24 protein-coding genes and 2 pseudogenes are annotated in these 25,644 nt (G+C 71.1%); 14 read left to right on the forward strand and 12 right to left on the reverse strand.

The features are described 5' to 3' along the window. Positions 1-273: 273 nt before the first annotated feature. A complete protein-coding gene (locus C8E84_RS10315; RefSeq protein WP_159901886.1) occupies positions 274-462 on the forward strand; it encodes a hypothetical protein in 189 nt (62 codons plus the stop codon). Here C8E84_RS10315 and C8E84_RS10320 read toward each other — a convergent pair. The 4 genes from C8E84_RS10320 to C8E84_RS10335 all read right to left on the reverse strand — a co-directional run bounded on the left by C8E84_RS10320 (position 419) and on the right by C8E84_RS10335 (position 4,004). Further along, the gene (locus C8E84_RS10320) at positions 419-1,009 is read right to left on the reverse strand and encodes a DNRLRE domain-containing protein (protein ID WP_246196881.1); all 591 of its coding nucleotides are present in this window, start codon (positions 1,007-1,009) and stop codon (positions 419-421) included. The two genes, C8E84_RS10315 and C8E84_RS10320, sit on opposite strands and share 44 nt — an antisense overlap. Further along, complete coding sequence (locus C8E84_RS10325; RefSeq protein ID WP_159901890.1) at positions 1,006-2,088, reverse strand: hypothetical protein; 1,083 nt, start codon at positions 2,086-2,088, stop codon at positions 1,006-1,008. The genes C8E84_RS10320 and C8E84_RS10325 overlap by 4 nt, the downstream gene beginning before the upstream one ends. Before the next feature lie 221 nt (positions 2,089-2,309). After that, positions 2,310-3,434 carry a LacI family DNA-binding transcriptional regulator gene (locus tag C8E84_RS10330; protein ID WP_246196882.1) on the reverse strand — a complete coding sequence of 375 codons (1,125 nt, stop codon included), beginning with the start codon at positions 3,432-3,434 and terminating at the stop codon, positions 2,310-2,312. Positions 3,435-3,530: 96 nt separating this feature from the next. Then, positions 3,531-4,004: a rhodanese-like domain-containing protein gene (locus C8E84_RS10335; RefSeq protein WP_159901892.1), complete on the reverse strand. Its 474-nt coding sequence runs from the start codon at positions 4,002-4,004 to the stop codon at positions 3,531-3,533. Between the two features lie 117 nt (positions 4,005-4,121). Between C8E84_RS10335 and C8E84_RS10340 the strand changes: the two genes are divergently transcribed. From C8E84_RS10340 to C8E84_RS10350, 3 genes are all read left to right on the forward strand, one after another. Beyond that, positions 4,122-5,501, forward strand: coding sequence for an MBL fold metallo-hydrolase (locus C8E84_RS10340; RefSeq protein WP_159901894.1), 1,380 nt, complete (start codon positions 4,122-4,124; stop codon positions 5,499-5,501). A gap of 156 nt (positions 5,502-5,657) precedes the next feature. Continuing rightward, entirely contained in the window at positions 5,658-6,713 is a 1,056-nt protein-coding gene (locus C8E84_RS10345) for a zinc-binding dehydrogenase (protein ID WP_159901896.1), read from the forward strand. A 112-nt stretch (positions 6,714-6,825) separates the two neighbouring features. After that, positions 6,826-7,461 (forward strand): class I SAM-dependent methyltransferase, encoded by a 636-nt coding sequence (locus C8E84_RS10350; protein ID WP_159901898.1) that lies wholly within the window; start codon positions 6,826-6,828, stop codon positions 7,459-7,461. Positions 7,462-7,554: 93 nt separating this feature from the next. Here C8E84_RS10350 and C8E84_RS10355 read toward each other — a convergent pair whose 3' ends face one another. Then, entirely contained in the window at positions 7,555-7,716 is a 162-nt protein-coding gene (locus tag C8E84_RS10355; RefSeq protein WP_159901900.1) for a hypothetical protein, read from the reverse strand. Between the two features lie 68 nt (positions 7,717-7,784). On the opposite strand from C8E84_RS10355, the gene C8E84_RS10360 reads away from it, so the two are divergent. Further along, positions 7,785-9,422, forward strand: coding sequence for an FAD-dependent oxidoreductase (locus C8E84_RS10360; RefSeq protein ID WP_159901902.1), 1,638 nt, complete (start codon positions 7,785-7,787; stop codon positions 9,420-9,422). A gap of 72 nt (positions 9,423-9,494) precedes the next feature. Here the strand turns inward: C8E84_RS10360 and C8E84_RS10365 are convergent, their stop codons facing one another. Continuing rightward, positions 9,495-9,755 carry a metal-sensitive transcriptional regulator gene (locus C8E84_RS10365; protein ID WP_159901915.1) on the reverse strand — a complete coding sequence of 87 codons (261 nt, stop codon included), beginning with the start codon at positions 9,753-9,755 and terminating at the stop codon, positions 9,495-9,497. A 44-nt stretch (positions 9,756-9,799) separates the two neighbouring features. Next, entirely contained in the window at positions 9,800-10,174 is a 375-nt protein-coding gene (gene trxA, locus C8E84_RS10370; RefSeq protein ID WP_159901917.1) for a thioredoxin, read from the reverse strand. A gap of 321 nt (positions 10,175-10,495) precedes the next feature. Here trxA and C8E84_RS18090 point away from each other — a divergent pair, with 321 nt between their 5' ends. Then, positions 10,496-10,723: a small ribosomal subunit Rsm22 family protein gene (locus C8E84_RS18090; RefSeq protein ID WP_246197068.1), complete on the forward strand. Its 228-nt coding sequence runs from the start codon at positions 10,496-10,498 to the stop codon at positions 10,721-10,723. Here C8E84_RS18090 and deoC read toward each other — a convergent pair. Beyond that, positions 10,704-11,389, reverse strand: a pseudogene (gene deoC, locus C8E84_RS10380) (deoxyribose-phosphate aldolase); the annotation flags it as partial. The gene C8E84_RS18090 and the pseudogene deoC sit on opposite strands and share 20 nt — an antisense overlap. Positions 11,390-11,582: 193 nt before the next feature. After that, a complete protein-coding gene (locus tag C8E84_RS10385) occupies positions 11,583-11,810 on the reverse strand; it encodes a hypothetical protein (protein ID WP_159901921.1) in 228 nt (75 codons plus the stop codon). A 492-nt stretch (positions 11,811-12,302) separates the two neighbouring features. Here C8E84_RS10385 and C8E84_RS10390 point away from each other — a divergent pair. Further along, positions 12,303-12,473 (forward strand): annotated as a pseudogene (locus C8E84_RS10390) (PIN domain-containing protein); the annotation flags it as partial. On the opposite strand, the gene C8E84_RS10395 reads toward C8E84_RS10390, so the two are convergent. From C8E84_RS10395 to C8E84_RS10405, 3 genes are read right to left on the reverse strand one after another with little or no spacing between them, the layout of a single operon-like run. Further along, a complete protein-coding gene (locus C8E84_RS10395; protein ID WP_159901923.1) occupies positions 12,470-14,116 on the reverse strand; it encodes a phospho-sugar mutase in 1,647 nt (548 codons plus the stop codon). The pseudogene C8E84_RS10390 and the gene C8E84_RS10395 overlap by 4 nt on opposite strands. 11 nt (positions 14,117-14,127) lie before the next feature. After that, positions 14,128-14,967 (reverse strand): purine-nucleoside phosphorylase, encoded by an 840-nt coding sequence (locus tag C8E84_RS10400; protein WP_159901925.1) that lies wholly within the window; start codon positions 14,965-14,967, stop codon positions 14,128-14,130. 52 nt (positions 14,968-15,019) lie between these two features. Further along, positions 15,020-16,009 (reverse strand): ABC transporter ATP-binding protein, encoded by a 990-nt coding sequence (locus C8E84_RS10405; RefSeq protein ID WP_246196883.1) that lies wholly within the window; start codon positions 16,007-16,009, stop codon positions 15,020-15,022. Here C8E84_RS10405 and C8E84_RS10410 point away from each other — a divergent pair. The 7 genes from C8E84_RS10410 to C8E84_RS10440 all read left to right on the forward strand — a co-directional run bounded on the left by C8E84_RS10410 (position 16,001) and on the right by C8E84_RS10440 (position 25,638). After that, positions 16,001-16,846: a small ribosomal subunit Rsm22 family protein gene (locus C8E84_RS10410; RefSeq protein WP_159901927.1), complete on the forward strand. Its 846-nt coding sequence runs from the start codon at positions 16,001-16,003 to the stop codon at positions 16,844-16,846. The two genes, C8E84_RS10405 and C8E84_RS10410, sit on opposite strands and share 9 nt — an antisense overlap. Position 16,847: 1 nt before the next feature. Next, the gene (locus C8E84_RS10415; RefSeq protein WP_159901929.1) at positions 16,848-17,123 is read left to right on the forward strand and encodes an HU family DNA-binding protein; all 276 of its coding nucleotides are present in this window, start codon (positions 16,848-16,850) and stop codon (positions 17,121-17,123) included. 263 nt (positions 17,124-17,386) lie between these two features. Further along, on the forward strand, positions 17,387-17,908 hold the full coding sequence (locus C8E84_RS10420) for a YbhB/YbcL family Raf kinase inhibitor-like protein (RefSeq protein WP_159901931.1): 522 nt from the start codon (positions 17,387-17,389) through the stop codon (positions 17,906-17,908). A gap of 109 nt (positions 17,909-18,017) precedes the next feature. Next, complete coding sequence (locus C8E84_RS10425) at positions 18,018-19,496, forward strand: gamma-aminobutyraldehyde dehydrogenase (protein WP_159901933.1); 1,479 nt, start codon at positions 18,018-18,020, stop codon at positions 19,494-19,496. Positions 19,497-19,512: 16 nt separating this feature from the next. Next, complete coding sequence (locus C8E84_RS10430; RefSeq protein WP_159901935.1) at positions 19,513-20,886, forward strand: aspartate aminotransferase family protein; 1,374 nt, start codon at positions 19,513-19,515, stop codon at positions 20,884-20,886. Continuing rightward, positions 20,886-22,133, forward strand: coding sequence for a CDP-glycerol glycerophosphotransferase family protein (locus C8E84_RS10435; protein ID WP_159901937.1), 1,248 nt, complete (start codon positions 20,886-20,888; stop codon positions 22,131-22,133). Before C8E84_RS10430 ends, C8E84_RS10435 begins: the two co-directional genes overlap by 1 nt. Before the next feature lie 202 nt (positions 22,134-22,335). After that, positions 22,336-25,638: a DEAD/DEAH box helicase gene (locus C8E84_RS10440; RefSeq protein ID WP_246196884.1), complete on the forward strand. Its 3,303-nt coding sequence runs from the start codon at positions 22,336-22,338 to the stop codon at positions 25,636-25,638. The last annotated feature ends 6 nt before the right edge of the window (positions 25,639-25,644 follow it).

Raw genomic sequence — 25,644 nt, forward strand, 5'->3', positions numbered from 1 at the left:
TTCACCCGCGATACCGGCGCACCGTCAACACTGACATCGAGGTACCCCGCCGCGCCGTAGTCTCCCACCACACCCGCAGCGGTGATGGTGCACGTCACCGTCGGCGACGACGGCGCGCTGGGCAGCCACGTCCCGTCCGTAGCGAACGGTGCCGGGCACGAGATGACAGGGGCGGGCGGGTTGTTGAAAGCCGTGTAGAACGCCGTCCACGGCGACCACGTCCCATTCCACAACCCCTGATCGTCCACCACCGCGGTACGCGCGTAATACAACGTGTTGTTCGCCAACGCCGTGCCCAACGCGCACGACGCGGGAGTCTCCGACGCGGTGTACGTGTACGGCGAGCTCGACCGTGGGCTCGCACACGACGACACCAACGTCGCCGCACTCGCCGTCGTTGACGAATGCACCTCCACCGTCACCGAGTACCCCAACGGTCCGGGTCGCTGGCCGTCGACGTAAACGTCGGCTTCGACGCCGACGTGAACCAGTACGTCGAACCCGACACCGGCGTGAACTGATACGACTCCGGCGCCTTCATCACCGGCGCCGACGCCGCGTTCGGCTTCCTGTTGTACGTGAACGTGATGTACGGGTCCGTGCTCGTCTCCGACGACGCGAACTTCTTCCACCCATAGTTGTCGGTCTCAGACGCCGACAGGCGCAACCACCCCGTGGTGTACGCGTTATCCGCCCACCACGACACCAGGCCCGTGATCGGCACCGACACCCGATCATCCGCGCACGACGACGAGTACCCCTTGGCCACCGTCGCCGACCCGTACTGCGTCCCCGCCCCCGGCTGGTTCGACCACCGCAACGCCGTCGGGTCCGCGATCGACGCAGTGGAGTGCACGTAGAACGGCTTCGCCGTGCATGAGTACGAATGCGTCTCGTACAGCGACAACGACGCCGACTTGATCTGCAGGTTCTTGAAGTTGGTGAACCCGAACTTCAAGAACGAGCGCGCCGTGATCGGTCCTCCACCATCACTGGTCCCGACCTTCAACTGGGTTTCAGCCGACGCGTCATACGTGTTCCCCCGCTGCACGTACGCGTCGAACAACGGGTACGTGTTCGCACCCGTCGCGTAGTTCGGGTCGATCGTGATCGGGAACACCCGGGCCGGGTCGGGTCGGTCAACCACTGCCGGTCCGGGGTGAGCGTCAACACCGCCTGCCCCTTGCCCTTCTGCGCCACCGTCACGCCGACCGGGGAAATGTTGACCTTCTCCCCCGACTTCTCATCCGTCTTGCCGTCCCACGCCACGGGCACCGCGAACCGCGACACCACCACCTCCTTGGCGTCCACGAACGACACACTGCCGTCCTTCTCTGCCCGCGCCGTCAACCCCTTCGTCTTCACCGGCAACGACCACGACACGTCACCCTCCCCAGCGGACTCCACCAGCGCGTCCAGCGCGGCCTGGTCGCGGATCACGGTGAGCTGCTCAAACCCTGACCGGCGCGACTCCACCACCACATCCAAACCCGGGGCTGCGTCCTTGTACGTCGCCCGGGTTCCGTCCAACACCGGCGCCGGAAGCTTCCCCGGCCAACCGAGCACGACCTGACGGGGCGACTTGTCCTTCCCCGGCTTCTCGTCCACCACCATCAGATCCGTGCCGGCGGTGCCCTTCGCCCCGCCCCCGGCGCCCTTGGTCTTGCCCGCCAGGGAAACACCCAACGGGTGTGACTTCGCCCCGACCGTCCCGTCTGATCGTTCGACCAGGTTCAGGTCGACGTTGCGCCAGGAACCCTTGGCGTCCTTGAACCGCTGCACCCCCGCGTGCGCCTGCGTCGTGAAGGACCCATCCGGGTTCACCCACGTCGTCGAGAACTCATCCCGCAGTTCTTCAACCTCCACCCGGGCACCCTGCGCCCGCGCCGACGCTGCAGCCGAAACCGCATCCGCGGCCGAGGTCACCGGCTTCGGCTTCACCGCGGCAGTGACGACCTCCACCTGCGGCGGGGCCGCCTGCGCCATCGTCGGCACCAACACCGCCGCCGCAACAACCCCCACCACCCGCCCCAGCAATCGAGCCGACGCACCATCAAAGAACCAGTGATAACCCCGCGAGGACTCCACAACAACCCCTCAACCCAACCGACAAGGACGAGGGCCCGAGGGGAAACAATGGCGCCCCACGGCCACACCCGCACGCCGAAACCGCCCCGTTACCAAAACGTGACTCTTGGCGCAGGTCCAACTCCGAGGTCACCGACTTGGGGTGCGGCGCCGGAGCGACAGGCGTAGCCCGGCACCCGGTCGTCATCACCCGTCACTTTGGGCGCCCACATCAGCCCCAGTTACGTCGAGCCGCGCTCGACGAGCCGGGTCGGCAGCACGGTCTGGGCCGGTGGCGACTCCCCCGCCAGCCGGGCGAGCAACAGGTCGGCCATCACGCGCCCCATCTCCTCGACGGGCTGGTGCACGCTCGTCAGCCCCGGCTCGGTGTGACGGCACACCGGCGAGTCGTCGAACCCGACGACGGCGACGTCCCCCGGCACGCTGAGCCCCGCCCCACGAAGGACGCGAAGCGCACCCATCGCCATGAGATCGGAAGCCGCGAACACGGCATCCGGGGTGGGTCCGGCGAGGAGCACCTGGCGCATCGCGACCTCGCCACTGGCCTCGCTGTAGTCGCCCGGTTCGACGATGAGGGTGTCCGCTGGCAGGCCCGCGGCGGCCAGGGCATCGCGGGCGCCCTCGAGACGGTCCAGGCCCGACGCCATGTCCCGCGGCCCGGTGAGCACGGCGATCCGCCGTCGCCCCCGTGCGAGCAGGTGCTCGACGGCGGAGAAGCCCCCCGAGCGGTTGTCGACATCGACGACGCACGCGGGCTGGATGCCGGGCACGCGGCCCCCGCAGACCGTCGGCACCCCGCGCGACTCGACGATGGTGGGCAGGTCCTCGGGGCCGTGCAGCGACAGCAGGAGCACCCCGTCGACGTACTGGTCGGTGAGGTAGTCGGCCACCCGACCGCGTTCACGCTGGCTGCCCGCCATCGTGAGGACGAGCTGGTAGGGCGACTGCGCGATCCGCTCGCCGATCCCCCGCACGGCCGCCGCGAAGTAGGGCTCCCCGAAGATGCGGTCGCCGCTCTCGGAGACGACGAGGGCGACGATGTCGGTGCGCCGGGTGACCAGCGAGCGCGCGGCCCGGTTGGGCACGTAGCCCAGCGCCTCGACGGCGCGGTTGACGGCATCCCTCGTGGCAGCGCTGACCTGGGGTGAGCCGTTGACCACCCGGGATGCTGTGCCACGCCCCACGCCGGCGAGGCGGGCGACCTCCTCGATGGTGGGCGGCCGTCTGGCTCCCATGCCGGTGCCGGGTTCCCGGACGGCCCCGGCACGGGTGCCAGACGGCTCGGGACGGGCGGCGCCGACCCGAGGGCCGGCATCCGTGTGCTCCATGGGAGCGCTCCCATCCACCACGCACCCTTGTGGTCACAGCCGGGGGTGGGTCGTCCAGCGATTGCCGCCCGTCGTGTCCCAACCGTGACCCGCAGCCATCCGGCCGAGCCGCGGTCAGCCGGTGACGACCTCGCCGCCGGCGCCCTGCCAGGCACCGATGCCACCACCGAGGTGGTAGGCGCCGGTCATCCCGACCGCAGCCATCTCGGACAGTGCGCTGGCCGAGCGGTTGCCGGAGCGGCAGTACACGGCATACGGGGCACTGGGGTCCAGGGCCGAGACCTGGGCGGAGAAGTCGGGCGACGCGATGTCGATGTTGACGGCCCCCGGCAGGTGACCCTCGGCGAACTCCGCCGGCGTGCGCACGTCGATGATCGTCGTGCCGGGCAGCTTGAGCGCCGCCGCGAAGCCCGCCGCATCGAGTTCGGCGCCACTGGCCGGAGCGGTGGCGGCGGTCGGGCCGGCCGTGACCGACGCGTCGGAGCCGGAGCCGCTCGAGCACCCCGCCAGGGTGAGGGACGCGGCCGCCAGGGCGGACACGAGGACGAGGGTGCCGGTGCGGGCAGAGCGGGCGGTGCGGGCGGTCATGGCGGCCTCCAGGAGGGCTGGGTGGAGCGGGTGGGTTGCTCCATGGAAATATACCCCCTAGGGTATCTGTTGAGCACATCGACCACACTCCACTCGTAGCCATCCCTGGAGGATTGCGTGATCTTCACCCAGTACTACCTCGACTGCCTGTCCCAGGCCTCCTACCTCGTGGCCGACGAGTCCACCGGCCAGGCCGTCGTCGTCGACCCCCGCCGTGACGTCGCGGAGTACCTCGACGACGCCCGCGCGCAGGGCCTGACGATCGTCGGCGTCCTCAACACCCACTTCCACGCCGACTTCGTGTCCGGCCACCTCGAGCTCGCCCGCGAGACGGGCGCGTGGATCGGGTACGGCGAGGCCGCCGTCGCCGACTTCCCGGTGCGCCACCTCGCCGACGGCGAGCGCATCTCGCTCGGTGACGTGACCCTCGAGATCATGGCCACCCCCGGCCACACGCCCGAGTCGATCTCCGTCCTCGTGTACGAGCACGCCGACGACGAGGTGGCCTACGGCGTCCTCACCGGCGACGCGCTCTTCATCGGCGACGTCGGCCGCCCCGACCTGCTCGCCTCCGTCGGGGTGACCGCCGACGAGCTCGGCGTCATGCTCTACGACTCCATCCAGCGCAAGCTCATGGGCCTGCCGGATGCCGTGCGCGTCTTCCCGGCCCACGGTGCCGGATCGGCGTGCGGCAAGAACCTGTCCACCGAGACGCAGTCGACCATCGGCGAGCAGCGCGCCTTCAACTACGCGTGCCAGCCGATGTCGCAGGAGGAGTTCGTCGCGGTGGTCACCGAGGGCCAGCCCAGCGCCCCGGCCTACTTCATCTACAACGCGACCCTGAACAAGCAGGAGCGCGACGTGCGCGACCTCGACGCCGCGGTGCCGGCCCTCACGGCCGAGCAGGTCGAGGCGGCCCTCGCAGCGGGTGCGGTCGTCCACGATGCCCGTGAGGTGCAGGAGTTCGCCGCGGCCCACCTGCGCGGTTCGGTCAACGTGCCCGCGGACGGCCGGATGGCCGAGACCGTCGGCATGGTGTTCACGCCGGAGCAGCAGGTCGTCGTCATCGCCCCCGAGGGGGTCGAGCAGGAGGTCGCGACCCGGTTCGCCCGTATCGGCTTCGACCACGTCGTCGGCTACGTCGCCGACCCCGAGGCGTACTTCCTGGCCCACCAGGACGACGTGACCCGGGCCAGCCGCCTCACCGTCGCCGAGGCCGATGCCGCGTTCGCCCGCGACGAGGTGCAGGTCGTCGACATCCGCAACGCCGGCGAGCTCGAGGCCGGCGGGGTGGCCGGGGCGACCCACATCCCCCTCGCCGAGCTGGCGCGCCGGTCGGGCGAGCTCGACCCGAGCCGCCCGGTGGTCACCTACTGCGCGGGTGGGTGGCGCAGCAGCGTCGCCGCGAGCCTGCTGCGGGCCCAGGGCTTCGCCGACGTCTCCGACATCCTCGGCGGCTACGGCGCGTGGGAGCGGGCACACGCCACGGCATCCTGAGGCCAGGAGCCAACAGGGCCTGACTCCGGTCGACAGGAGTCCCTGGAGAAGTCGTTGCGGCGGCGAAGGAATCCCTTCACCGCCGCAACGGCTTCCAGCAGTACCCCTGCGCGGGCGGCCTCCCGACGAACCCCGACCAGATGGCAGGGTTGGCGCATGCGAGCCCTGACCTACGCCGCGTTCGGCGCCACCCCCGTGGTGACCACCCTCCCCGACCCGGTCGCACCGCCCGGCGGAGCCGTCGTGCGCGTCACCGCGAGCGGCCTGTGCCGCAGCGACTGGCACGGCTGGATGGGCCACGACAGCGACATCGCGACCTTTCCCCACACCCCGGGCCACGAGTTCGCCGGAGTCGTCGAGGCCGTCGGCGAGGGGGTGGATGCCGGGTGGCTGGGTCGCGCCGTCACCGCCCCCTTCGTCTTCGCCTGCGGTGCGTGCGCCGTGTGCGACGCGGGCGCCGGCCAGGTCTGCCCGAACCAGCGCCAGCCCGGGTTCACCGACCCCGGCTCGTTCGCCGAGCTCGTCGTCGTGCACGCCGCCGCGACCAACCTCGTCGCGCTGCCCGAGGGTCTCGACCCGGCCATGGCGGCGGGCCTCGGGTGCCGCGTCGCCACGGCCTACCGGGCGGTGGCCGCACGCGCGAACGTGCTGGGCGGCGAGAGCGTCGTCGTCATCGGTGCCGGCGGGGTCGGCCTGGCCGCCGTGGCCGTGGCCCGCAGCCGGGGTGCGCGGGTCTGCGCGGTCGACGTCTCCGCCGCATCGCTCGACCGGGCGCTGGACCAGGGTGCCGACGAGGTCGTCGACGCCTCGATCGGCCCCGACAAGGTGGTCGCGGCCGTGGCGCACTGGTCGGGCGGGGGCGCCGACGTGAGCATCGACGCGCTCGGGTCCCCCGAGGCGTGCCGCACCGGCATCCTGTCCCTGGCCCGTCGGGGGCGGCACGTCCAGGTCGGCCTGCTGCCCCCCGCAGCGGGTCGCGCCGACATCCCGATGGAGCGGGTCATCGGCTGGGAGCTCGACGTGCTCGGCAGCCACGGCATGGCGGCGGCCGACTACCCCGCCCTGCTCGACGACATCGCGAGCCGGCGCCTGGACCTGCGCGCGATGATCGCGCCGGGTGAGCCGCTCGGACTCGAGGACGCAGGCTCCGCACTCGTGGCGATGGGCTCGACGCCGTCGCGCGGCATCGTGCTCATCGACCCCACCCGCTGACCCCCCACGCCTTCCCGACCTTTCCTGCGTGGAGCCGCCCGACACGCCGCACAACAGCGATTCGGGCGGGCACTCGCAGGAAAGGTCGGGGAGTCGGCGACACAATGGCGCGATGACAGGACCGCGGCAGTGGTGGACGGACCGGGTCGTCCCGCGACTGGTCGACCGGTCGCTCGACGACCGGCTCGCCGGGCCGTGGCGCGAGCAGGTCTGCGGTCATGCCTGCGGGGTGGTGCTCGAACTGGGCTTCGGCTCGGGGCGCACCCTGCCGTTCTACCCGGACTCCGTGACCCGCGTGCTGGCCGTCGACCCGTCGGACCTCGCGTGGGAGATGGCCGCGGATCGACTCACGGCATCCCGGATGCCGGTCGAGCGGGTCTCGCAGGACGCCGCCTCCCTGCCCCTGGCGCCCGAGAGCGTCGACACGGTCGTGTCGACGTGGTCGCTGTGCACGATCCCGGACCTCGACGGGGCGCTGGCCGAGGTGCGCCGGGTGCTGCGGCCCGGGGGGTCATTCCGCTTCGTGGAACATGCGCTGGCAGCGAGCCCGCGAATGGCGCGGGTGCAGCGCGCGATCCAGCCGGTGTGGGGCCGGGTGGCCGGGGGCTGCCACGTCGATCGCGACATCCTCGGACTGGTGCGCGGCGCCGGGTTCGAGGTCGACACCGCGCACGAGGGCTACCTCGACGCGGTCACGTCACCGGCGAGCTGGTTCGTGATGGGCTCGGCCACCCCCGGCTCGTCCTGAAACACCGACTTCTTGCACATCAGCCACCGTCACCGGGACCTCGCGGTCACCGGTGACGGTGGCTGGTGCGCAATGAGTCCGCAGAGCCTCGGGTCAGCGGCCGAAGAGCTTGGCGAAGAAGCCGGTGCTCGGCTCGCCCTCGTGGCCCTTGCAGCGGTCGCTGGACGGAACACCGCGCATCACGCTGTCGACGTGCTGGCCGCAGCCGGCCCAGGTCGTCTTGCCGCACTTGCGGCAGGTCACTGCTCGGCACATGCCGGGTTCTCCTCGAGGTGGGGGGGTGATGTCGGACAACTATACCCCACGGGGTATTGTTCGGCATCATGAGAGTCATCGTCATCGGGGGTGTCGCCGGCGGCATGAGCGCGGCGACCCGCCTGCGCCGCCTGTCCGAGAACGCTGAGATCACCGTCCTGGAGCGCAGCGGCCACGTGTCCTACGCCAACTGCGGCCTTCCGTACCACGTGGGCGGCGTCATCGAGAAGCGCAGCGACCTGTTGCTGCAGACCCCGCAGACGCTGCACGACCGCTTCGCCCTCGACGTCCGGGTGCACCACGAGGTGCTGTCGATCGACCGGGCCCGCCACGTCGTCACCGTCCGCAACCTCGACACGGGCGCCGACCTCGAGCTGCCCTACGACCACCTCCTCCTCTCCACCGGCGCCCGCGCGATTCGACCCCCGATTCCCGGCATCGAGCGCGCCCTGTCGCTGCGCGACGTCGAGGACACCGACGCCCTCGTGGCGGCCGCGGCCACCGCACGTGACGCCGTGGTCGTCGGAGGCGGCTTCATCGGCGTCGAGGTCGCCGAGAACCTCGTGCACCTGGGCCTGAACGTGGCCGTCGTCGAGGCGACCGACCAGGTCATGGCACCCATCGACCCCGAGATGGCGACGCCGGTCCACGACCGGATGCGCGCCCACGGCATCGACCTGCGCCTCGGTTCGGCGGTCGCGGCGATCGGCCCGCACGACGTCACCCTCACCACCGGCGACACCCTCTCTGCCGACCTCGTCGTCGCCGCCATCGGTGTGCGTCCGGAGACCACGCTCGCCGAGCAGGCCGGGCTCGCGATCGGCGAGCGCGGCGGCATCCTCGTCGACGACCAGTTGCGCACGAGCGACCCCGCCATCCTCGCCGTCGGTGACGCGGTCGAGAAGACGGATGCCGTCGACGGCACCGCAGCGCTCATCCCCCTCGCCAACACCGCGAACCTCCAGGGCCGTCGAGCCGCTGACGTCATCGCAGGTCAGGCAGCGCGCAACCGACCCGTGCTCGGGACCGCGATCGTCGGCGTCCTCGGGCTCCAGATCGCGTCGACCGGGTGGTCGGAGAAGCGGCTGCGAGCCGCGGGACGGGACGTGCGCGCCATCCACACGCACCCGGCATCCCACGCGACGTACTACCCGGGCGCCGACACGATCGCGCTGAAGTTGCTCGTGGACCCGCACACCGACGAGATCATCGGTGCCCAGGGGGTCGGTGAGTCAGGCGTCGACAAGCGCATCGACGTCATCGCGACCGCCATGGCGGGGCGGCTGCCGGCGAGCGCCCTGGCCGATCTCGAACTCGCCTACGCGCCGGCGTTCTCGTCGGCGAAGGACCCGGTCAACATGCTCGGGCACATCGCGCAGAACCTGCGCACCGGCACGAGCCGGTCGATCCAGTGGCACGAGGTGGCGGATGCCGTGGCCGCGGGGGCCGTGATCGTGGACGTGCGCGAGGCCTCGGAGCGCTCGGGTGGGCGCTCGATCGAGGGGTCGGTGCACATCCCGGTGAACGAGCTTCGGGATCGCCTCGGCGAGATCCCCGACGGCCCGGTCATCGTGCACTGCGCGGTCGGGGTGCGCGGGCACACGGCAGCGCGGATCCTGACCCAGCACGGAAGAGACGTGCGCAACCTCGACGGCGGCTACCGCACCTGGAACGCCGGCATCCGCGCACACGTGACGCCCGCCTGACCCGGCGTACCGAGATCGACTAATAGGTCACTCGGGGTACGGGCGGTCAGCGCCCCCACCGATCCCCGAGGATCACGCCAGCGAGAGGAAGAGCTTCTCCATGGAGTCGACGTCCATCTCGTGGGAGTCGGGGTCGCTGATGCACTGGCGCAGGCCGAGCGCGATGACGGCGAACCCGGCCCGGTCCACGGCCTTGGAGACCGCCGCCAGCTGGGTGACGATGTCCTGGCACTCGCGGCCGTCGTCGATCATCTTGAGGATGCCGCCGATCTGGCCCTGGGCGCGCTTGAGGCGCTTGACGATCGCCTGCATCTCGTCGGGGTTGAGCTCCATGCCGGGGCCTTTTCTCTCAGATCGAACGGGGTCGGATTGCTGGGTCAGGCCTGGGCCTGCTGGGCCTGGGCCTGCATCTGGGCACGGACGTCGTCCATGTCCAGGGCCTTGATGCCGTCGATGACCTGCTCGAGGCCGGCCGGCGGCAGCGCCCCGGCCTGACGGTAGACGAGGACACCCTCGCGGAAGGCCATGATCGTGGGGATCGAGGTGATCTGCGCGGCGCCGGCGAGGGCCTGCTCGGCCTCGGTGTCGACCTTGCCGAAGACGACGTCGCCGTGCTTCTCGCTCGACCTCTCGTAGGTCGGCGCGAACTGGCGGCACGGGCCGCACCACGCCGCCCACCAGTCGACGAGCACGATGTCGCTCGTCGTGATGGTCTTCTCGAAGGTGTCGGCGGTGAGCTCGACGGTGGCCATGGTGAACACTCCTGAAGTGATGGTCGGCTGGGGTCCAGCGACGTCAACAGCATACCCCTACGGGTATATTCCGCGACACCGTGTACTCAGCCAGAACGCCGCAACTCCTCGCGATCATCCCGCTGGCGGCACAATGTGCGCGTGCCGAGCCCCTTCACCCCCAGCCTCGCCCCGGCCCTCGAGGCCGTGCTCGACGGGCTTCCGGCCGACGCCCTGCGGCGCGCCACGGCATCCCTCATCGAGGCCTACCGCAGCGGCACCCCGCCGACGGCCCAGGTCCTGCACGACCCGACCACGGCCGCCGCCTACGCGGCGTACCGGATGCCGGCCACGCACGCCGCGGTGACGCGCGCCGTGCGCCACACCACCGACCTGGTGCCCGGCCTGCGCGTCGGCTCTGTCGTCGACATCGGCGGGGGCACCGGGGCGGCGACCTGGGCCGTGGCGCAGGCGTTCCCGGACCTCACCACCGCAACAGTCGCCGACGGGTCAACAGATGCCCTGGCAACGGGTCGGCGGATCGCCCGCCACGGACCGCCTCGAGCATGATGAGCGTGACGGGCAGCGTCGCGGCGGGGGAGATCTTGCCGGTGCTCGTCTTGATGAAGTCGCCACCGGCCAGCATCGACAGCCAGCTGGCGCGGCGGACGTTGTCATAGGTCACGAGCTCGCCGGTCTCCATGATGACCTTGAGTCGGGCCTCGCCGCAGGCCGCCTTGACGTCCGCGATCTGGTGGAAGACGGTGAGGTAGTCGCCGGAGAGGAAGGCGCCCGGTCGATGACCATGTCGATCTCGTCGGCGCCGGCCGCGACCGCGTCGCGGGTGTCGGCGAGCTTGACCGCCATCGATGCGCGCCCGCTGGGGAATGCCGTCGCGACGGCTGCCACCTTGACGCCGGAGTCCCCGAGGACCTCCTTGGCGGTGGCGACCATGTCCCCGTAGACACAGACCGCTGCGGGGCGTGGGGTCGTGAGGTCGGCGGGGTCGGGCGTGAGTGCGCGGGTCGCGAGGCCGCGGACCTTGCCGTGGGTGTCGGCGCCCTCGAGGGTCGTGAGGTCGATCATCGAGATCGCGGTGTCGATGGCCCAGCGCTTGGAGTCGGCCTTGATGCTCCGCGTGCCGAGTGCGGCAGCCCGGCCCTCGCAGCCGACCTGGTCGACTCCGGGGAGGCCGTGGAGCCACGTGGTCAGGGCGTGATTGGTCAGGCACTGCACTCCGAGGAAATCCCGGGCGCGGGCCGTCGCGTCGACGGCGGTGTCGGTCGTGGGAGGCACTCGGCGAGTCTAGGACGTGGGCGCCGATGCGCCACCCTCTTGGAGCGCAGACCCAACCGCTCTGCACATCCGGAGAGCGGGGACGACTCAGGGCTCCAGCAGCGCCGGTGCCCTGAGTGGTCTGCGGTTGTCGTCAGCCGCGCTCGGCTGCGCGCTGGGCAGTCCGCTCGGCCTTGGCCGCGCGATCGGCCGCGAACTCCTCGGGCAGGATCTTCCGGCCGAAGGCCCACCAGAGTCCGGACAGGACGCCGGCGATCGCGACGGGCCAGACGCTCCCGATCGTGCCGATCCCGGTCAGCACGCCGAGGACGGCGGTGAGGATGGTCAACGCACCGGCGATTACGGTGAAACGGTTCTGCATGTGTGCTCCCTGTGTCGTGGGGCCTGCCCTGCGCGGGACCCTCGCGGTCACTCTGCCAGTCGAATGTGCCCAGGCGGGCGGAGCGACACCGCGATTGCGAGCATTCAGATCCGGCTCAGGTCCTCGAAGGCGGCACGAATGCTGGTCAGCCGGTCGAGGCCGTCGACGGCGCCCACCTTCACCCTTGGGCCTTCTCCGGGATGGGCGTGTAGGTGAAGAGGTGTCCGTAGGTGTTTTGGCGTCTTGGAGTACTCGTTCGAGTTCGGGGCCGTTCGGTACGTATTGGGCGTTGGGCGGGCACCTTGACATGAGGCACGCCGGAGTGGGATGCCGCCCTCGTCCTGGACATGCTCGGCTGTCACTTGGTTGGGATGTTCAAGTCCTCGCCAGGTACTTCAGCTCAGCGTGAGTTCGTCTTAAGGTGGCGCGAGTTCCGGTGAGCCGGTCGATTGGCTCGCTGCCGAACCCACGTGGGTCCCGCCGGCGACGGAGCGGACCGCGGTCCTCTACCGCCAGCTTGCGACCCGGCGTCATGTCACCGGCAATCTCGTGCCCGATGCTCAACTGGCCGCATTGGCGATCGAGTACGGCGTCGAACTCGTCTCCGCGGACTCGGACTTCGCGCGCTTCCCCGAGGTCCGGTGGGTCAACCCGCTTGCCTAGACCTGGGTCAGGTCCTCGAAGGCCGCGCGAATGCCGGCGAGCCGGTCGGTGGCGCGCTCGCGGGCCGCGCGCAGGTCCTCGTCCATGACCGGCTCGATGACCTCGAGGTAGACCTTGAGCTTGGGCTCTGTGCCGCTCGGGCGGACGATGATCCGGGAGGCGTCGGCGAGGTACCAGCGCAGGCCCTCGGTCGGCGGGAGTCCCCCGTCGCCCCGAGCGAGGTCGTCGAGGCGGTCGACGGCGACACCGGCGACGACCTGCGGCGGAGCCGAGCGCAGGCGCTCCATGACCATGTCGATGAGGGCCAGGTCGGCCACGCGCACCGAGAAGGAGTCGGTCGCGTGGACGACGTGCTCGCGGGCGAGGTCGTCGAGCCGGTCCGCCAGGCCCTTCCAATCGGTCTTGAGGGCAGTAGCGAGTTCGGCGACGAGCAGGGCGGCGCTCACCCCGTCCTTGTCCGCGACCTCGTCGGGGTCGACGCAGTAGCCGAGCGCCTCCTCGTAGCCGTAGGCGAGGCCGGGGACACGGCTGATCCACTTGAAGCCGGTGAGCGTCTCCTCATGGGGGACGTCGCCGCTCGCGGCGATGGCGGCGAGCAGGCGGGAGGACACGATCGAGTTGGCGAAGACGCCGCCCTCGGCGACGCCGCGCGCCAGCACGTGGGAGCCGAGGAGCGCGCCGACCTCGTCGCCACGCAGCATTCGCCAGCCGCCGGGGCCGGGGATCGCGACGGCGCACCGGTCGGCGTCGGGGTCGTTGGCGATGACGACGTCCGGGCCGGTCTGCTCGGCGAGTTCGAGGGCCGCGTCCATCGCGCCCGGCTCCTCGGGATTGGGGAAGGACACGGTCGGGAAGGTCGGGTCCGGCTGGGCCTGGCTCTCGACGGGGATGGGAGCTGCGAATCCGGCCGCCACGAAGGCGCGGGCGACCGTCTCGGAGCCGACTCCGTGCAGCGCGGTGTGGACGACCGTGAGTTCACGCGGCGCGTCGTCCCGGACGACCTGCGCGACCTGGTCGAGATAGGACTCGAGAGGCTCCTCGTCGAGGGTCACCCAACCGTCGTCGGCGAGCCGAATGTCAGGGGTCGCAACGATCTTCGCGATCTGGGCGTCGACCGGCGGCACGATCTGCGAGGGTCCGACATAGACCTTGTAGCCGTTGTCCTGGGGCGGGTTGTGGCTCGCGGTCACCATGACGCCGGCGTCCGCGCCGAGGTGCCGAATGCAATAGGCCAGGACCGGCGTCGGCAGTGGCCGGGGCAGGACCATGGCATGGCCACCGGCGGCCGTCACGACGGCCGCGGTGTCGCGGGCGAAGACGTCGGAGTTGAAGCGGGCGTCGAAGCCGATGACGACGGTCGGCTCGGCGATCGTGCTCTTGAGGTGGGCGATGAGTCCCGCCGCGGCGCGGATGACGACCGAGCGGTTCATCCGGTTCGGGCCCCCTCCCAGGGCGCCCCGCAGGCCGGCCGTGCCGAACTCGAGCATCCCGGAGAAGCGATCGGCGAGGTCCTCCACGGCTGCAGCGTCGCCCGAATCCGCGTGTGCGACAAGGTCGTCTACCTCAGCGCGCGTCTGTGGATCCGGGTCATCGGCGGCCCAGTCCCGCGCGCGGGCGAGCAGGTCGGCGTCAGGTGAGCTCACGGCATTCCTCCTCAGATGGCGGCGACGACGGCGGCGAGGCGGCGGCCACAACGCTCGGCTGCGGCCTGCCCGGCCTCGATGACCTCCTGGTGCGACAGCGGCGTCTTGCTGATGCCGGCCGCCGCGTTGGTCACCAGGGAGATGCCGAGGACGTCCATCCCGGACTGGCGGGCAGCGATCGCCTCGAGCGAGGTCGACATGCCGACGAGGTCACCGCCGATGGCGCGCGCCATCTGCACCTCGGCAGGCGTCTCGTAGTGCGGCCCGCGGAACTGGACGTAGACGCCTTCGTCGAGCTCGGGATCGATGCCCTTGGCGACCTCGCGGAGCCGCGGCGTGTACACGTCGGTGAGGTGGACGAAGTTCGCTCCCTCGATGGGGGAGTGCGCCGTGAGGTTGATGTGGTCTCGGATGAGGACCGGCGTGCCGGGCGCCCACTCCTCGCGGAGACCCCCGCAGCCGTTGGTGATGACGATCGTCGTGCAGCCGGCAGCCGCCGCGGTGCGGACACCGTGGACGACCGAGCGGACGCCCTTGTCCTCGTAGAAGTGCGTACGCGTCCCATAGACGAGCGCGCGCCGGCCGGTGTCGCTGATCGCGACCGAACGCATCTGGCGGACATGACCCGCGACGGCCGCCTTGCCGAAGCCGGGCACGTCGGTGTTGTCGATCGTCGGGATCGTCTCGCCGATGAGATCGCCGGTCTGCCCCCAGCCGGAGCCGAGGACGAGCGCCACGTCATGCCGCTCCACCCCCGTCCGCTCGGCGACGACCGCCGCAGCCGTGCGGGCGACCTCGAAGGGGTCGGTCGCGGGGTCGGACAGGTCCAGGGCAGCGCTGCTCTCGGTCACCCCCGAGCCTACTGTCCGCGGTCCCGTGGAGGCAGTGCGGCGGAGATGAGGGTCAGGCGGCGGCCACGGCCAGCCCGGCCGCGCCGGTGGGGCGGATCAGGACACGCTGACCCGCGGCGTACGACGTCACCGACGCGGCAGGCAACTGGACGACGACCGTCGATTCGGATGCCGCATCCGGAGTCACCACGAGCTTGCCGTGTGCCCCGAGGAAGCTGGCGGACACGACGGTGGCATTGGGCTCGCCCTCCACGACCCCGAGGTGCTCGGGTCGGACGAGGACCGTTGCGTCACCCGAGTCCGCCGAGCCGGGCAGGAGAGGGACCGGCACGTCGAGGACGGTGGCGGACCCTCCGGCGACGACTCCCGGCATTCGATTGGTCACGCCGACGAAGTCCGCGACGAAGTCGTTGACCGGCCGGGAGTAGAGTTCCTCGGGCGCGGCGATCTGCTGGAGCGTGCCGCTGCGCATGACCCCGACCCGGTCGGCGACGGCGAGCGCCTCCTCCTGGTCGTGCGTGACGAAGAGGGTCGTCGTGCCGACCTCGGTCTGGATGCGCCGGATCTCGTCGCGCAGTTGCACGCGGACCTTGGCGTCCAGGGCGGACAGCGGTTCGTCGAGCAGGAGAACCTTCGGCTCGATCGCGAGCGCCCGGGCGAGGGCGACCCGCTGTTGCTGACCCCCGGACATCTGGTGTGCGTACTTGTCCAACTGGGTCGACAGCCCGACGAGGTCGAGCATCGCCTCGGCTCGGGCCCGCCGGGCCGGCGGAGCCTGCTTGCGCAGCGACAGCCCGAACTCAACGTTCTGACGCGCCGTCATGTGGGGGAACAAGGAATAGGCCTGGAAGACCATCCCGAGGCCGCGCTTGTTCGTCGGCACGGAGGTGATGTCGCGCCCGTCGACGGTGATCGTTCCGGTGTCGGCGTCCTCGAGGCCGGCCAGGCAGCGCAAGGCCCTCGTCTTGCCGCACCCCGACGGGCCGAGCAGTGCGACGAGCTCACCGGGGGCGAGGCCGCGGTGACGCGCGCCGTGCGCCACACCACCGACCTGGTGCCCGGCCTGCGCGTCGGCTCTGTCGTCGACATCGGCGGGGGCACCGGGGCGGCGACCTGGGCCGTAGCGCAGGCGTTCCCGGACCTCACCACCGCAACAGTCGCCGACGGGTCAACAGATGCCCTGGCAACGGGTCGGCGGATCGCCCGCCACGGACCGCCAGCCGTGGCCGCAGCCACCTGGCAGCGCACCCACCTGCGCTCCGACACCGTTCTGCCACAGGCAGGTCTGGCCATCGTCAGCTACCTGCTCGGTGAACTGGCCGACCCGCTCCAGGAGGCGGTTACCGATGCCGCCGCAACGGCATCCCCCACGCTCCTGATCATCGAACCCGGGACGCCGCGCGGGTACGCCGCCGTGCTCGCAGCCCGGTCACGCCTCACCCGGGCCGGATGGCACGTGCTCGCCCCCTGCCCGCAGGACGGGCCCTGCCCGATCGCCGACCGCGCCGACCGCGCCGACGACTGGTGCCACTTCGCGGTGCGGCTCGACCGCTCGGCGCTGCACCGCCGGCTCAAGGGCGGTCGGCTGGGCCACGAGGACGAGAAGTTCTCCTACGTCGTCGCCACCCGCGACCCGGCCCTGCGGGGCACGTCCTCCCCGGGTCGGGTCCTGCGGCATCCGGTGACTCGAAAGGGGCTCGTGCAGCTCGAGGTGTGCCACGCCGACGGGTCCGTAGGGCGGGAGATCATCACGAAAAGGTCTCCGATGGCCTACCGTGCTGCCCGGGACGCTGCATGGGGGAGCACCTGGCCAGACCAAGCCCTCGACAGCGCCGCAGTGCCCACCACCGTGAGCAGTGAAGATCGCAACAAGGAGTGACATGACCAAGAAGGACATCGCCCAGGCCGTCGCCGCGAGCACCGACGTCTCCGCGGCCACCGCCGAGGCCGTCATCGGCGCGGCGCTCGACGCCATCGCCGCGAGCCTGGCCAAGGGCGAGGACGTTCGTCTCGCCGGCTTCGGCGCGTTCGAGACCCGTGAGCGCGCTGCTCGCACCGGTCGCAACCCGCAGACGGGCGAGGAGATCGCCATCGCCGCCTCGACCTCGGTCGGCTTCAAGGCTGCCGCACAGCTCAAGCGTGCGGTGAACGGCTGACGCCGACCCACAGTACTGCCCACGGGGCGTCGTCCACTTCGGTGGTCGGCGCCCCGTTCGCATGCGCTGCCCCGGATGGCTGGGCCTTCCTCCAGTCGCAGATCCTTACTGCGGATGTGCGTCCTTGCAGCAGCGCACATCGGGAGCAAGGACGCACATCCGGAGCAAGGCCCCGCCACCCAGCCCGCACGCTGCGCCGATCGAGGGCTACCGTCGGGGTACAGCCCCCGCCGCACGCACCAGCGCCGACACAGGAGCTCCCGATGAGCCTTGACCGCCCCGTCGCCCCGAACCCCTACGACCTGCTCCCCCGGGTCGCCGGCTTCACGGTGACCAGCATCGACGTCACCGACGGCGCTCCCCTGAAGGACGACCAGGTCGCCCACCTCGGCAACACCTCCCCGCAGCTGTCGTGGAGCGGCGCCCCCGAGGGCACGCAGAGCTACGTCATCACGTGCTTCGACCCCGATGCCCCGACCCCGTCAGGCTTCTGGCACTGGGTGCTCGTCGACGTCCCCGCCGACGTCACCGAGCTCGCCACGGGTACGGCCTCGGGCGACCTCCCGGCAGGTGCCTTCCACGTGCGCCACGACGGCGGCGGGCACGGCTTCATGGGCGCCGCCCCGCCGGAGGGTGACCAGGTGCACCGCTACTTCTTCGTCGTCCACGCGGTGAACGCCCCGACGCTCGGGGTGGACGCCGACGCGAGCCCGGCCGTCGTGTCGTTCAACCTCGCCTTCAAGACCCTCGGTCGGGCGATCATCCACGGCACGTACCAGCACTGACCGCACAACCGAGATCGGATGCCGTTGCCCGCCTTGCGACGGATTCCGTCGCTTCGCGCGCATCTCGGTTCACTTTTCCGATGTCCACCCCGATGCGTATGCTCGCGTCATGCACCAGTACATCGGCGGCCAACGGCGTGAGGCCTCCAGCGGCGAGACCTTCGACGTCCTCGACCCGAGCACGAACGAGACGCTCGAGACGGTGACCCTCGCGGGACACGACGACGTCGACGCGGCCGTGGCCGCGGCATCCGACGCCTTCGAGCAGTGGAGCCGGGCCACGCCCGCCGAGCGCTCGACCGTGCTCCTCAAGGCCGCCCAGCTGCTCGACGAGCGTGCCGAGGAGCTCGCGCAGCTCGAGAGCCGCCAGGCAGGCAAGCCGATCCGCCTCGCCCGCGAGTTCGACGTGCCCGGCACGGTCGACAACACCACGTTCTTCGGTGCCGCCGCCCGTCGCCTCGACGGCATGGCCAGCGCCGAGTACTCCGGTGACCACACGAGCTCGATCCGCCGCGAGCCGATCGGCGTCGTCGGGTCGATCGCCCCGTGGAACTACCCGCTGCAGATGGCCGCCTGGAAGATCCTGCCCGCGATCGCGGCCGGCAACACCATCGTGCTCAAGCCCGCCGAGATCACCCCGCTGACCAGCCTGCCGTTCGCCGAGGCGTTCACCGAGGCCGGCGCACCCCCGGGCGTCGTCAATGTCGTCACCGGCAGCGGCCCGGTCGCGGGCGCCCACCTGGTCGGCCACCCCGACGTCGACATGACCTCGTTCACCGGGTCGACGGCCGTCGGTCGCCAGGTCATGGCCACCGCGGCCGCCACCGGCAAGCGCGTGCACCTCGAGCTCGGTGGCAAGGCCCCGTTCGTGGTGTTCGACGACGCCGACCTCGAGGCGGCCGTCCACGGTGCCGTCGCGGCATCCCTGATCAACACCGGTCAGGACTGCACCGCCGCCACGCGCGCCATCGTCCACCGCTCCCTGCACGACGAGTTCGTGCGGGGTGTCGCCGACCTCATGGCCGCGGTGCGGATGGGCCCGACCGCCGACGAGGCGACCGACCTCGGCCCGCTCAGCTCGGCCGCCCACCAGACCAAGGTCGCCGGCATGGTCGAGCGCGCCCGCGGCTACGCCACCGTCGTCACCGGCGGCCGCACCCCCGACGGCGACCTCGCCCGCGGCTGCTACTACGAGCCGACCCTGCTCACCGACGTGCCGCTCGACAGCGAGATCTGGCGCGACGAGGTCTTCGGCCCGGTGCTGGCCGTCGTGGCGTTCGACGACGACGACGAGGCGATCGCCCTCGCCAACGACACCCCGTTCGGGCTGGCCGCGTCGGCGTGGTCGCGCGACACCTACCGCACCGCCCGGGCCACCCGCGAGATCAAGGCCGGCTGCGTGTGGATCAACGACCACATCCCGATCATCAGCGAGATGCCGCACGGCGGGTACCGGCACAGTGGGTTCGGCAAGGACATGTCGGCCTACTCCTTCGACGAGTACACCAACGTCAAGCACGTCATGCACGACGTCACCGCCGTGGCCCACAAGCCCTGGCACCGCACGATCTTCACCCTGCCCTCCTGACGCCGAAGAGGCCCCGATGACCGAGTTCACCACCCCCGACATCCACGCCGACACCGAGCGCGGCGCCGCCGTGGCCCGTGACGACCGCGCCCACGTCTTCCACTCGTGGTCGGCGCAGGCGCTCATCGCCCCCCTGCCCATCGCGGGGGCCTCCGGCAGCCACTTCTGGGACTACGACGGCAAGAAGTACCTCGACTTCTCCAGCCAGCTGGTGAACGTCAACATCGGCTACCAGCACCCCAAGCTCGTCGCGGCGATCCAGGAGGCCGCGGCCCGCCAGTGCACCATCGCCCCGAGCTTCGCCGACGAGTCCCGCTCCGAGGCGGCGCGCCTGATCGCCGAGCGCGCCCCCGGCGACCTCGACAAGGTGTTCTTCACCAACGGCGGCGCCGAGGCCACCGAGAACGCCATGCGCATGGCCCGCCTGCGCACCGGCCGCCACAAGGTGCTCACGACCTACCGCAGCTACCACGGCGCCACCTCGGGGTCGATCACCGCGACGGGTGACCCCCGCCGCTGGGCGAACGAACCGGGGATGCCGGGGATCGTCCACTTCTGGGGCCCCTACCCCTACCGCTCGCAGTTCCACGCCGCCGACGAGGCGCAGGAGTGCGAGCGCGCCCTGCAGCACCTGCGCGACGTCATCATGGTCGAGGGTCCGTCGACGATCGCCGCGATCATGCTCGAGACCATCGTCGGGACCAACGGCATCCTCGTTCCGCCGGACGGCTACCTCGCCGGGGTCCGCGAGATCTGCGACGAGCACGGCATCGTGTGGATCGCCGACGAGGTCATGTCCGGGTTCGGGCGCTGCGGCGAATGGTTCGCCGTCGACCACTGGGGGGTCACCCCCGACCTCATCTGCTTCGCCAAGGGTGTGAACTCGGGCTACGTGCCGCTCGGCGGGGTCGTCATCTCGGCGGCGATCGCGGCGACGTTCGAGCAGCGGGCCTTCCCGGGCGGGCTGACCTACTCGGGCCACCCGCTGGCGTGTGCCTCGGCGGTGGCCTCGATCCGGATCTTCGAGGAGGAGGGCATCCTCGAGAACGTCCGCAAGGTCAGCGACACCGTGCTGGCGCCCCGCCTGGCCGAGATCGCCGCCAAGCACCCCAGCGTCGGCGAGGTGCGCGGGTTGGGCTTCTTCTGGGGGCTCGAGCTCGTCCGCAACCCTGACACCCGTGAGCCGCTCGTGCCGTTCAACGCCTCCGGTGCGGCCGCTGGCCCGATGAACGAGTTCGCCGCGGCGTGCAAGGCCGAGGGGCTGTGGCCGTTCGTGCACTTCAACCGCACCCACGTCGTGCCGCCGTGCACCACCACCGCGGAGGAGATGAACGAAGGGCTCGACATCCTCGACCGGGCCCTCGAGGTGGCCGACCGGTTCACCGCCTGATGGGTTTCTCGAAGGACGTCGACCGCATTCGTCGGCTGGGCGAGCAGGCCCAGGCCTCCTGGCGTGGCCGCCGCATCGCACAGAGACTCCAGAACACCGTGCCGGTCATCGGCGACGGCACCATCGAAGCCGTCGTGTACTTCCCCGACCGCGTCGCGAACATCTACCAGATCGAGCAGTGGTACGAGCCGCTGCGCGAGCTCGCGCGCCGGCACAAGGTCGTCGTCGTGACCCGAAAGTGGGGGTCGACGGCACGCCTGCTGCGGGACTGCCCGATCCCGGTCGTGCACTGCGAGGACATCGAGTCCGTCGAACGGTTCCTCGACCGTCAGCGGGTCCGGGTGATCTTCTACGTCAACCAGAACCAGCAGAACTTCCCCACGATGCGGTTCTCCACGCCCGCGCACGTGTTCATCTGCCACGGCGAGTCCGACAAGGACTACATGTCGAGCAACCAGCTCAAGGCCTATGACCACGTCTTCATCGCCGGCCAGGCGGCCCGTGACCGCATCGCCCGCAAGCTGATCGCCTTCGACGAGTCCCACCTCATCGAGGTCGGCCGGCCGCAGGTCGACGTGCACCACCCGATCCCGACCTACCTTCGCGACGACGAACGAACGGTGGTCCTCTACGCGCCGACCACCGAGGGTGACGTGCCGAGCATGCGGTACTCATCGGCCGCTGCCCACGGTGTCCCCCTCATGCGTTCCCTGGTGAAGTCGGGTCGGCACCGGGTCATCTACCGACCGCACCCGCGTCTCGGACTCACCGTCCCCGAGTACCGGCGGGCGCACGAGAAGATCCTCAAGATCATCGAGAACGCCAACCGGGCGGATCCGACCGCGGGGCACCTGGCGAACACGCACGGACCGTTCGGCTGGCAGATCGGCGCGGCCGACGTCTGCATCACCGACATCTCGGCGGTCGCCTTCGACTGGCTGGCCACGGGCAAGCCCCTGCTCGTCACCAGGCCGGCCGAGCCCCGGGCGCAGTTGCCGGAAACCGGCCTCGTGCACGAGCTCGAACTGTTCACGGCGACGGATGCCGGCCGGGCGGCCTTGATCGTGGACGCCGTCGTTGCGGGCCGCGACCGCAGCCACGCCGATCTCGTGCAGCGCTACTTCGGCGACACGACCCCCGGAGCGAGCATGAGCCGCTTCCTCGACGCGTGTGACGACGTCATCCGCGAACGGAACGCGGCGTTGGCCGCGCGCGCGGGCTCCGTGCTCCCCGGCCGTCGAGAGTAGACGAATCGCCGCCTGCTTCGGCTCTCATGCGGCGATTCGTCTACTCTCGACAGGGTTCGTGGCCCGATCCCGGCAGGTGCGCTCAAGGAGACGCCCCGCTGCCTGTGGATGACGGTCCTCGGGTGTCGGCCGGAGCACATACGGTGGGGCGGTCAACAACCGGGAACCAGTCGCCCGGGATGAATCGTGTGGGAGGTGGCCGGTGGCTCGAGTCCTGCGGGTCGCTCGCATCGCCGACCTCACCAACCGCGACCTCGACGCGCTCTGCGGCACCGTCACGGTGGCGCGCGGTCTGGCGTACGCCCACCAGGGCGCGGTCGTCGACGTCGAGCTGAGCGACGACGGGATGCAGGCCACCGGGTGGGTCGGGGGCACCCGCGGGGCCGTCTACACGACGACCATCACCCTGACGCCACTCACCGGCCCGGAGGCGGGGCCGCACCAGCTGCGCCGCTGGGCCAGCAGCTGCACGTGCCCCATGAGCGGCGACTGCAAGCACTGCGTGGCCGTCGCGGTCGAGGTCCGCGAGACGTTTGCCCACGTCGGCGCCCCCGAGGAGGCCGAGCCGGTCGCCCCCGCGCCACCATGGGAGCGCGCGCTCGGCGGCATCCTCGAGCCCGGCGACACCGGGCCCGAGCACACGCCGCTGGGCATCCTCGTCGAGCCGTTGCCGCCCTCGCAGCGCGGTGTAGCCGGGCGCGATCAGCTGCGGCTGCGGCCGGTGGTGCCGGGGGCCCGGGGCAGCTGGATCCGCAGCGGGGTCTCGTGGGAGTCGTTCGCCGGCGGCTACTACGGCTACGGCCGGGCGTTCTTCGCCGACGAGCACCGTGACGCGCTCACCGCCATCGCCGACGCCCACCGCCGCTCGGTTCGGGCCTTCGGGTACGGGCGCATGCCCGACGCGATCCTGCTCGACCACCTCGGCCCCGGGTGGGTCTCGCTGCTGCGGGCTGCCGACCGGGCCGGGGTCAGGCTGCTCACCGACTCGGCCGAGAAGGGCCACGTCGCCTTCGCGGCGGCTCCGGCCGAGCTCGTCGTCGAGGTGACCCGCACCGACGACGGGGCTGCCCTGCACCCTCGGCTCGACCTGCCGACGGCCGACGGGGGCGCCCACCTCGTCGGTCAGCCGGCGACCGGCTTCTGGTTGCGCGACGACGACACCCTCGTCCTCGGCGGCCTCGCCGAACCCCTCGACAGCGCCCGGCAGCGACTCCTCGACCTCGGCGTCATCGATGTCCCCGACGCCGACTGGGCCCGCTTCACGGTGACGCACCTGCCGGCGCTGCGGCGCCTGGCCCGGGTCAAGAGCCTCTCGCCCGACCTCGAGATCCCGGATGCCGTCGCGCCGCGGCTGGCGCTGCAGGTCACCTTCGAGCCCGGCCACCGCGCGCTGCTGGAGTGGGGGCTGCGCTACGGCTCCGTCGACGGCGGGGTCCTCGTTCCGCTGGACTCCGACAAGCCAGATCCGATGCGCGATCGCAGCGCCGAGCGCGCCCTGGTCGAGGCATTGCTGAGGGTCGACGCCGTCGCGGCCTTCACCCCGCTCTGGCACGTGGTGGCCCGGGCGAAGCGGCTGATCCCGCAGGTCCGGCTGCACGGGTTCTCGACCGTGGCCTTCGCCGAGCTCCTCCCGGCGCTGGAGGAGGTGCCTGACCTCGAGGTGACGATCGTCGGCGAGGCCGCGCAGTACAGCGAGGCCGTCGACGCCCCGTTGATCCAGGTGTCCACGTCGGACACGGGCGACGCAGGGTCGACCGACTGGTTCGACCTCGGCATCTCGGTGACCGTGGCGGGCGAGGAGGTCCCACTGGCACCGCTCATCGAGGCCCTGGCCCGCGGGCACGAGCACCTCATCCTCGACAGTGGCACGTGGTTCTCGCTCGACCGTCCCGAGCTCGAGACGTTGCGCCTGCTGGTCGAGGAGGCCCGCTCGCTGCAGGACAAGCCCACCGACCCGCTGCGGCTGTCGGTCGTGCACGCCGGGTTGTGGGAGGAGTTCGCGGCGCTCGGTGTCGTCGAGCAGCAGAGCACCCGGTGGTCGCAGGCCGTCGGCGCCCTGCTCGACCTCGACAGCGTCGAACCGGCAGAGGTCCCGGACGGGCTCGACGCCACGCTGCGGCCCTATCAGGTGGAGGGGTTCCGGTGGCTCTCGCTGCTCTGGGACACCGGCCTGGGCGGAGTGCTCGCCGACGACATGGGCCTGGGCAAGACCGTGCAGATGCTCGCCATGGTGCTGCGTGCCCACGAACGCGGTGAGCTCGACGACCCGGTGCTCGTCGTGGCCCCCACCTCGGTGCTGTCGACGTGGCAGAACGAGGCCACCCGGTTCGCACCGGGTCTGCGCACGGTGGTCGTCGACCGCACCCGGGCCAAGGCCAAGCAGGGCCTGGACGACACGGTCGACGGTGCCCACGTCGTCATCACGTCGTATGCCGTGGCCCGCATCGACGAGGAGGTGTTCCGTTCGCGGCCCTGGGCGGCGGTGGTGCTCGACGAGGCGCAGTTCGTCAAGAACCACCAGGCCAAGACCTACCAGGCGGTGCGCCGGCTGAGCGCCCGGGCCAAGTTCGCCATCACCGGAACGCCCCTGGAGAACTCCCTGATGGACCTGTGGTCGCTGCTGTCCATCGTGGCCCCGGGGCTGCACCCGCGCCCGGCCCTGTTCAAGGACCAGTGGGCCAAGCCGATCGAGAACGCCGGGGATGCCGAGCGCCTCGCGGCCCTGCGCCGGCGCATCCGACCGCTGATGCTGCGCCGCACCAAGGAGGCCGTCGCCACCGAGCTGCCACCGAAGATGGAGCAGGTGCTCACCGTCGACCTGCACCCGCGGCACCGGGCCGTCTACGACCGGCACCTCCAGCGCGAGCGGCAGCGCCTCCTCGGGCTGATCGATGACCTCAACGGCAACCGCATCGCCATCCTGCGGGCCCTCACGGTGCTGCGGCAGATGTCCCTCGATCCCTCCCTCGTCGACGAGTCGTATGCCGGTCTGGCCGCCTCGGCGAAGGTCGACGCCCTGGTCGAGCAGCTCACCGAGCTCTCGCAGGAGGGCCACCGCGCGCTGGTGTTCTCGCAGTTCACCGGGTTCCTGTCGATCGTCAAGGCCCGGTTGGAGGCCGAGGGCATCGCCTACGAGTACCTCGACGGCTCGACCCGCAATCGGGCCGAGCGGATCGCTGCGTTCCGCGAGGGCACGGCGCCGGTTTTCCTCATCTCCCTGAAGGCCGGCGGGTTCGGGCTGACGCTCACCGAGGCCGACTACGTCTTCGTGCTCGACCCCTGGTGGAACCCGGCCGCCGAGGCACAGGCGATCGACCGCACCCACCGCATCGGCCAGACCCGGCCGGTCAACGTCTACCGGATGGTCTCGCGCGACACGATCGAGGAGAAGGTCGTGGCCCTCCAGGAGCGCAAGCGCGACCTGTTCGCGCGGGTCGTCGACGAGGGTGGCGCCCTGTCGGCCTCGCTGACAGCGGACGACCTGCGCGAACTTCTCGCCCGCTGAGGGCTG

This window comes from Ornithinibacter aureus, from assembly GCF_009858245.1.
GTDB lineage: Bacteria > Actinomycetota > Actinomycetes > Actinomycetales > Dermatophilaceae > Fodinibacter > Fodinibacter aureus.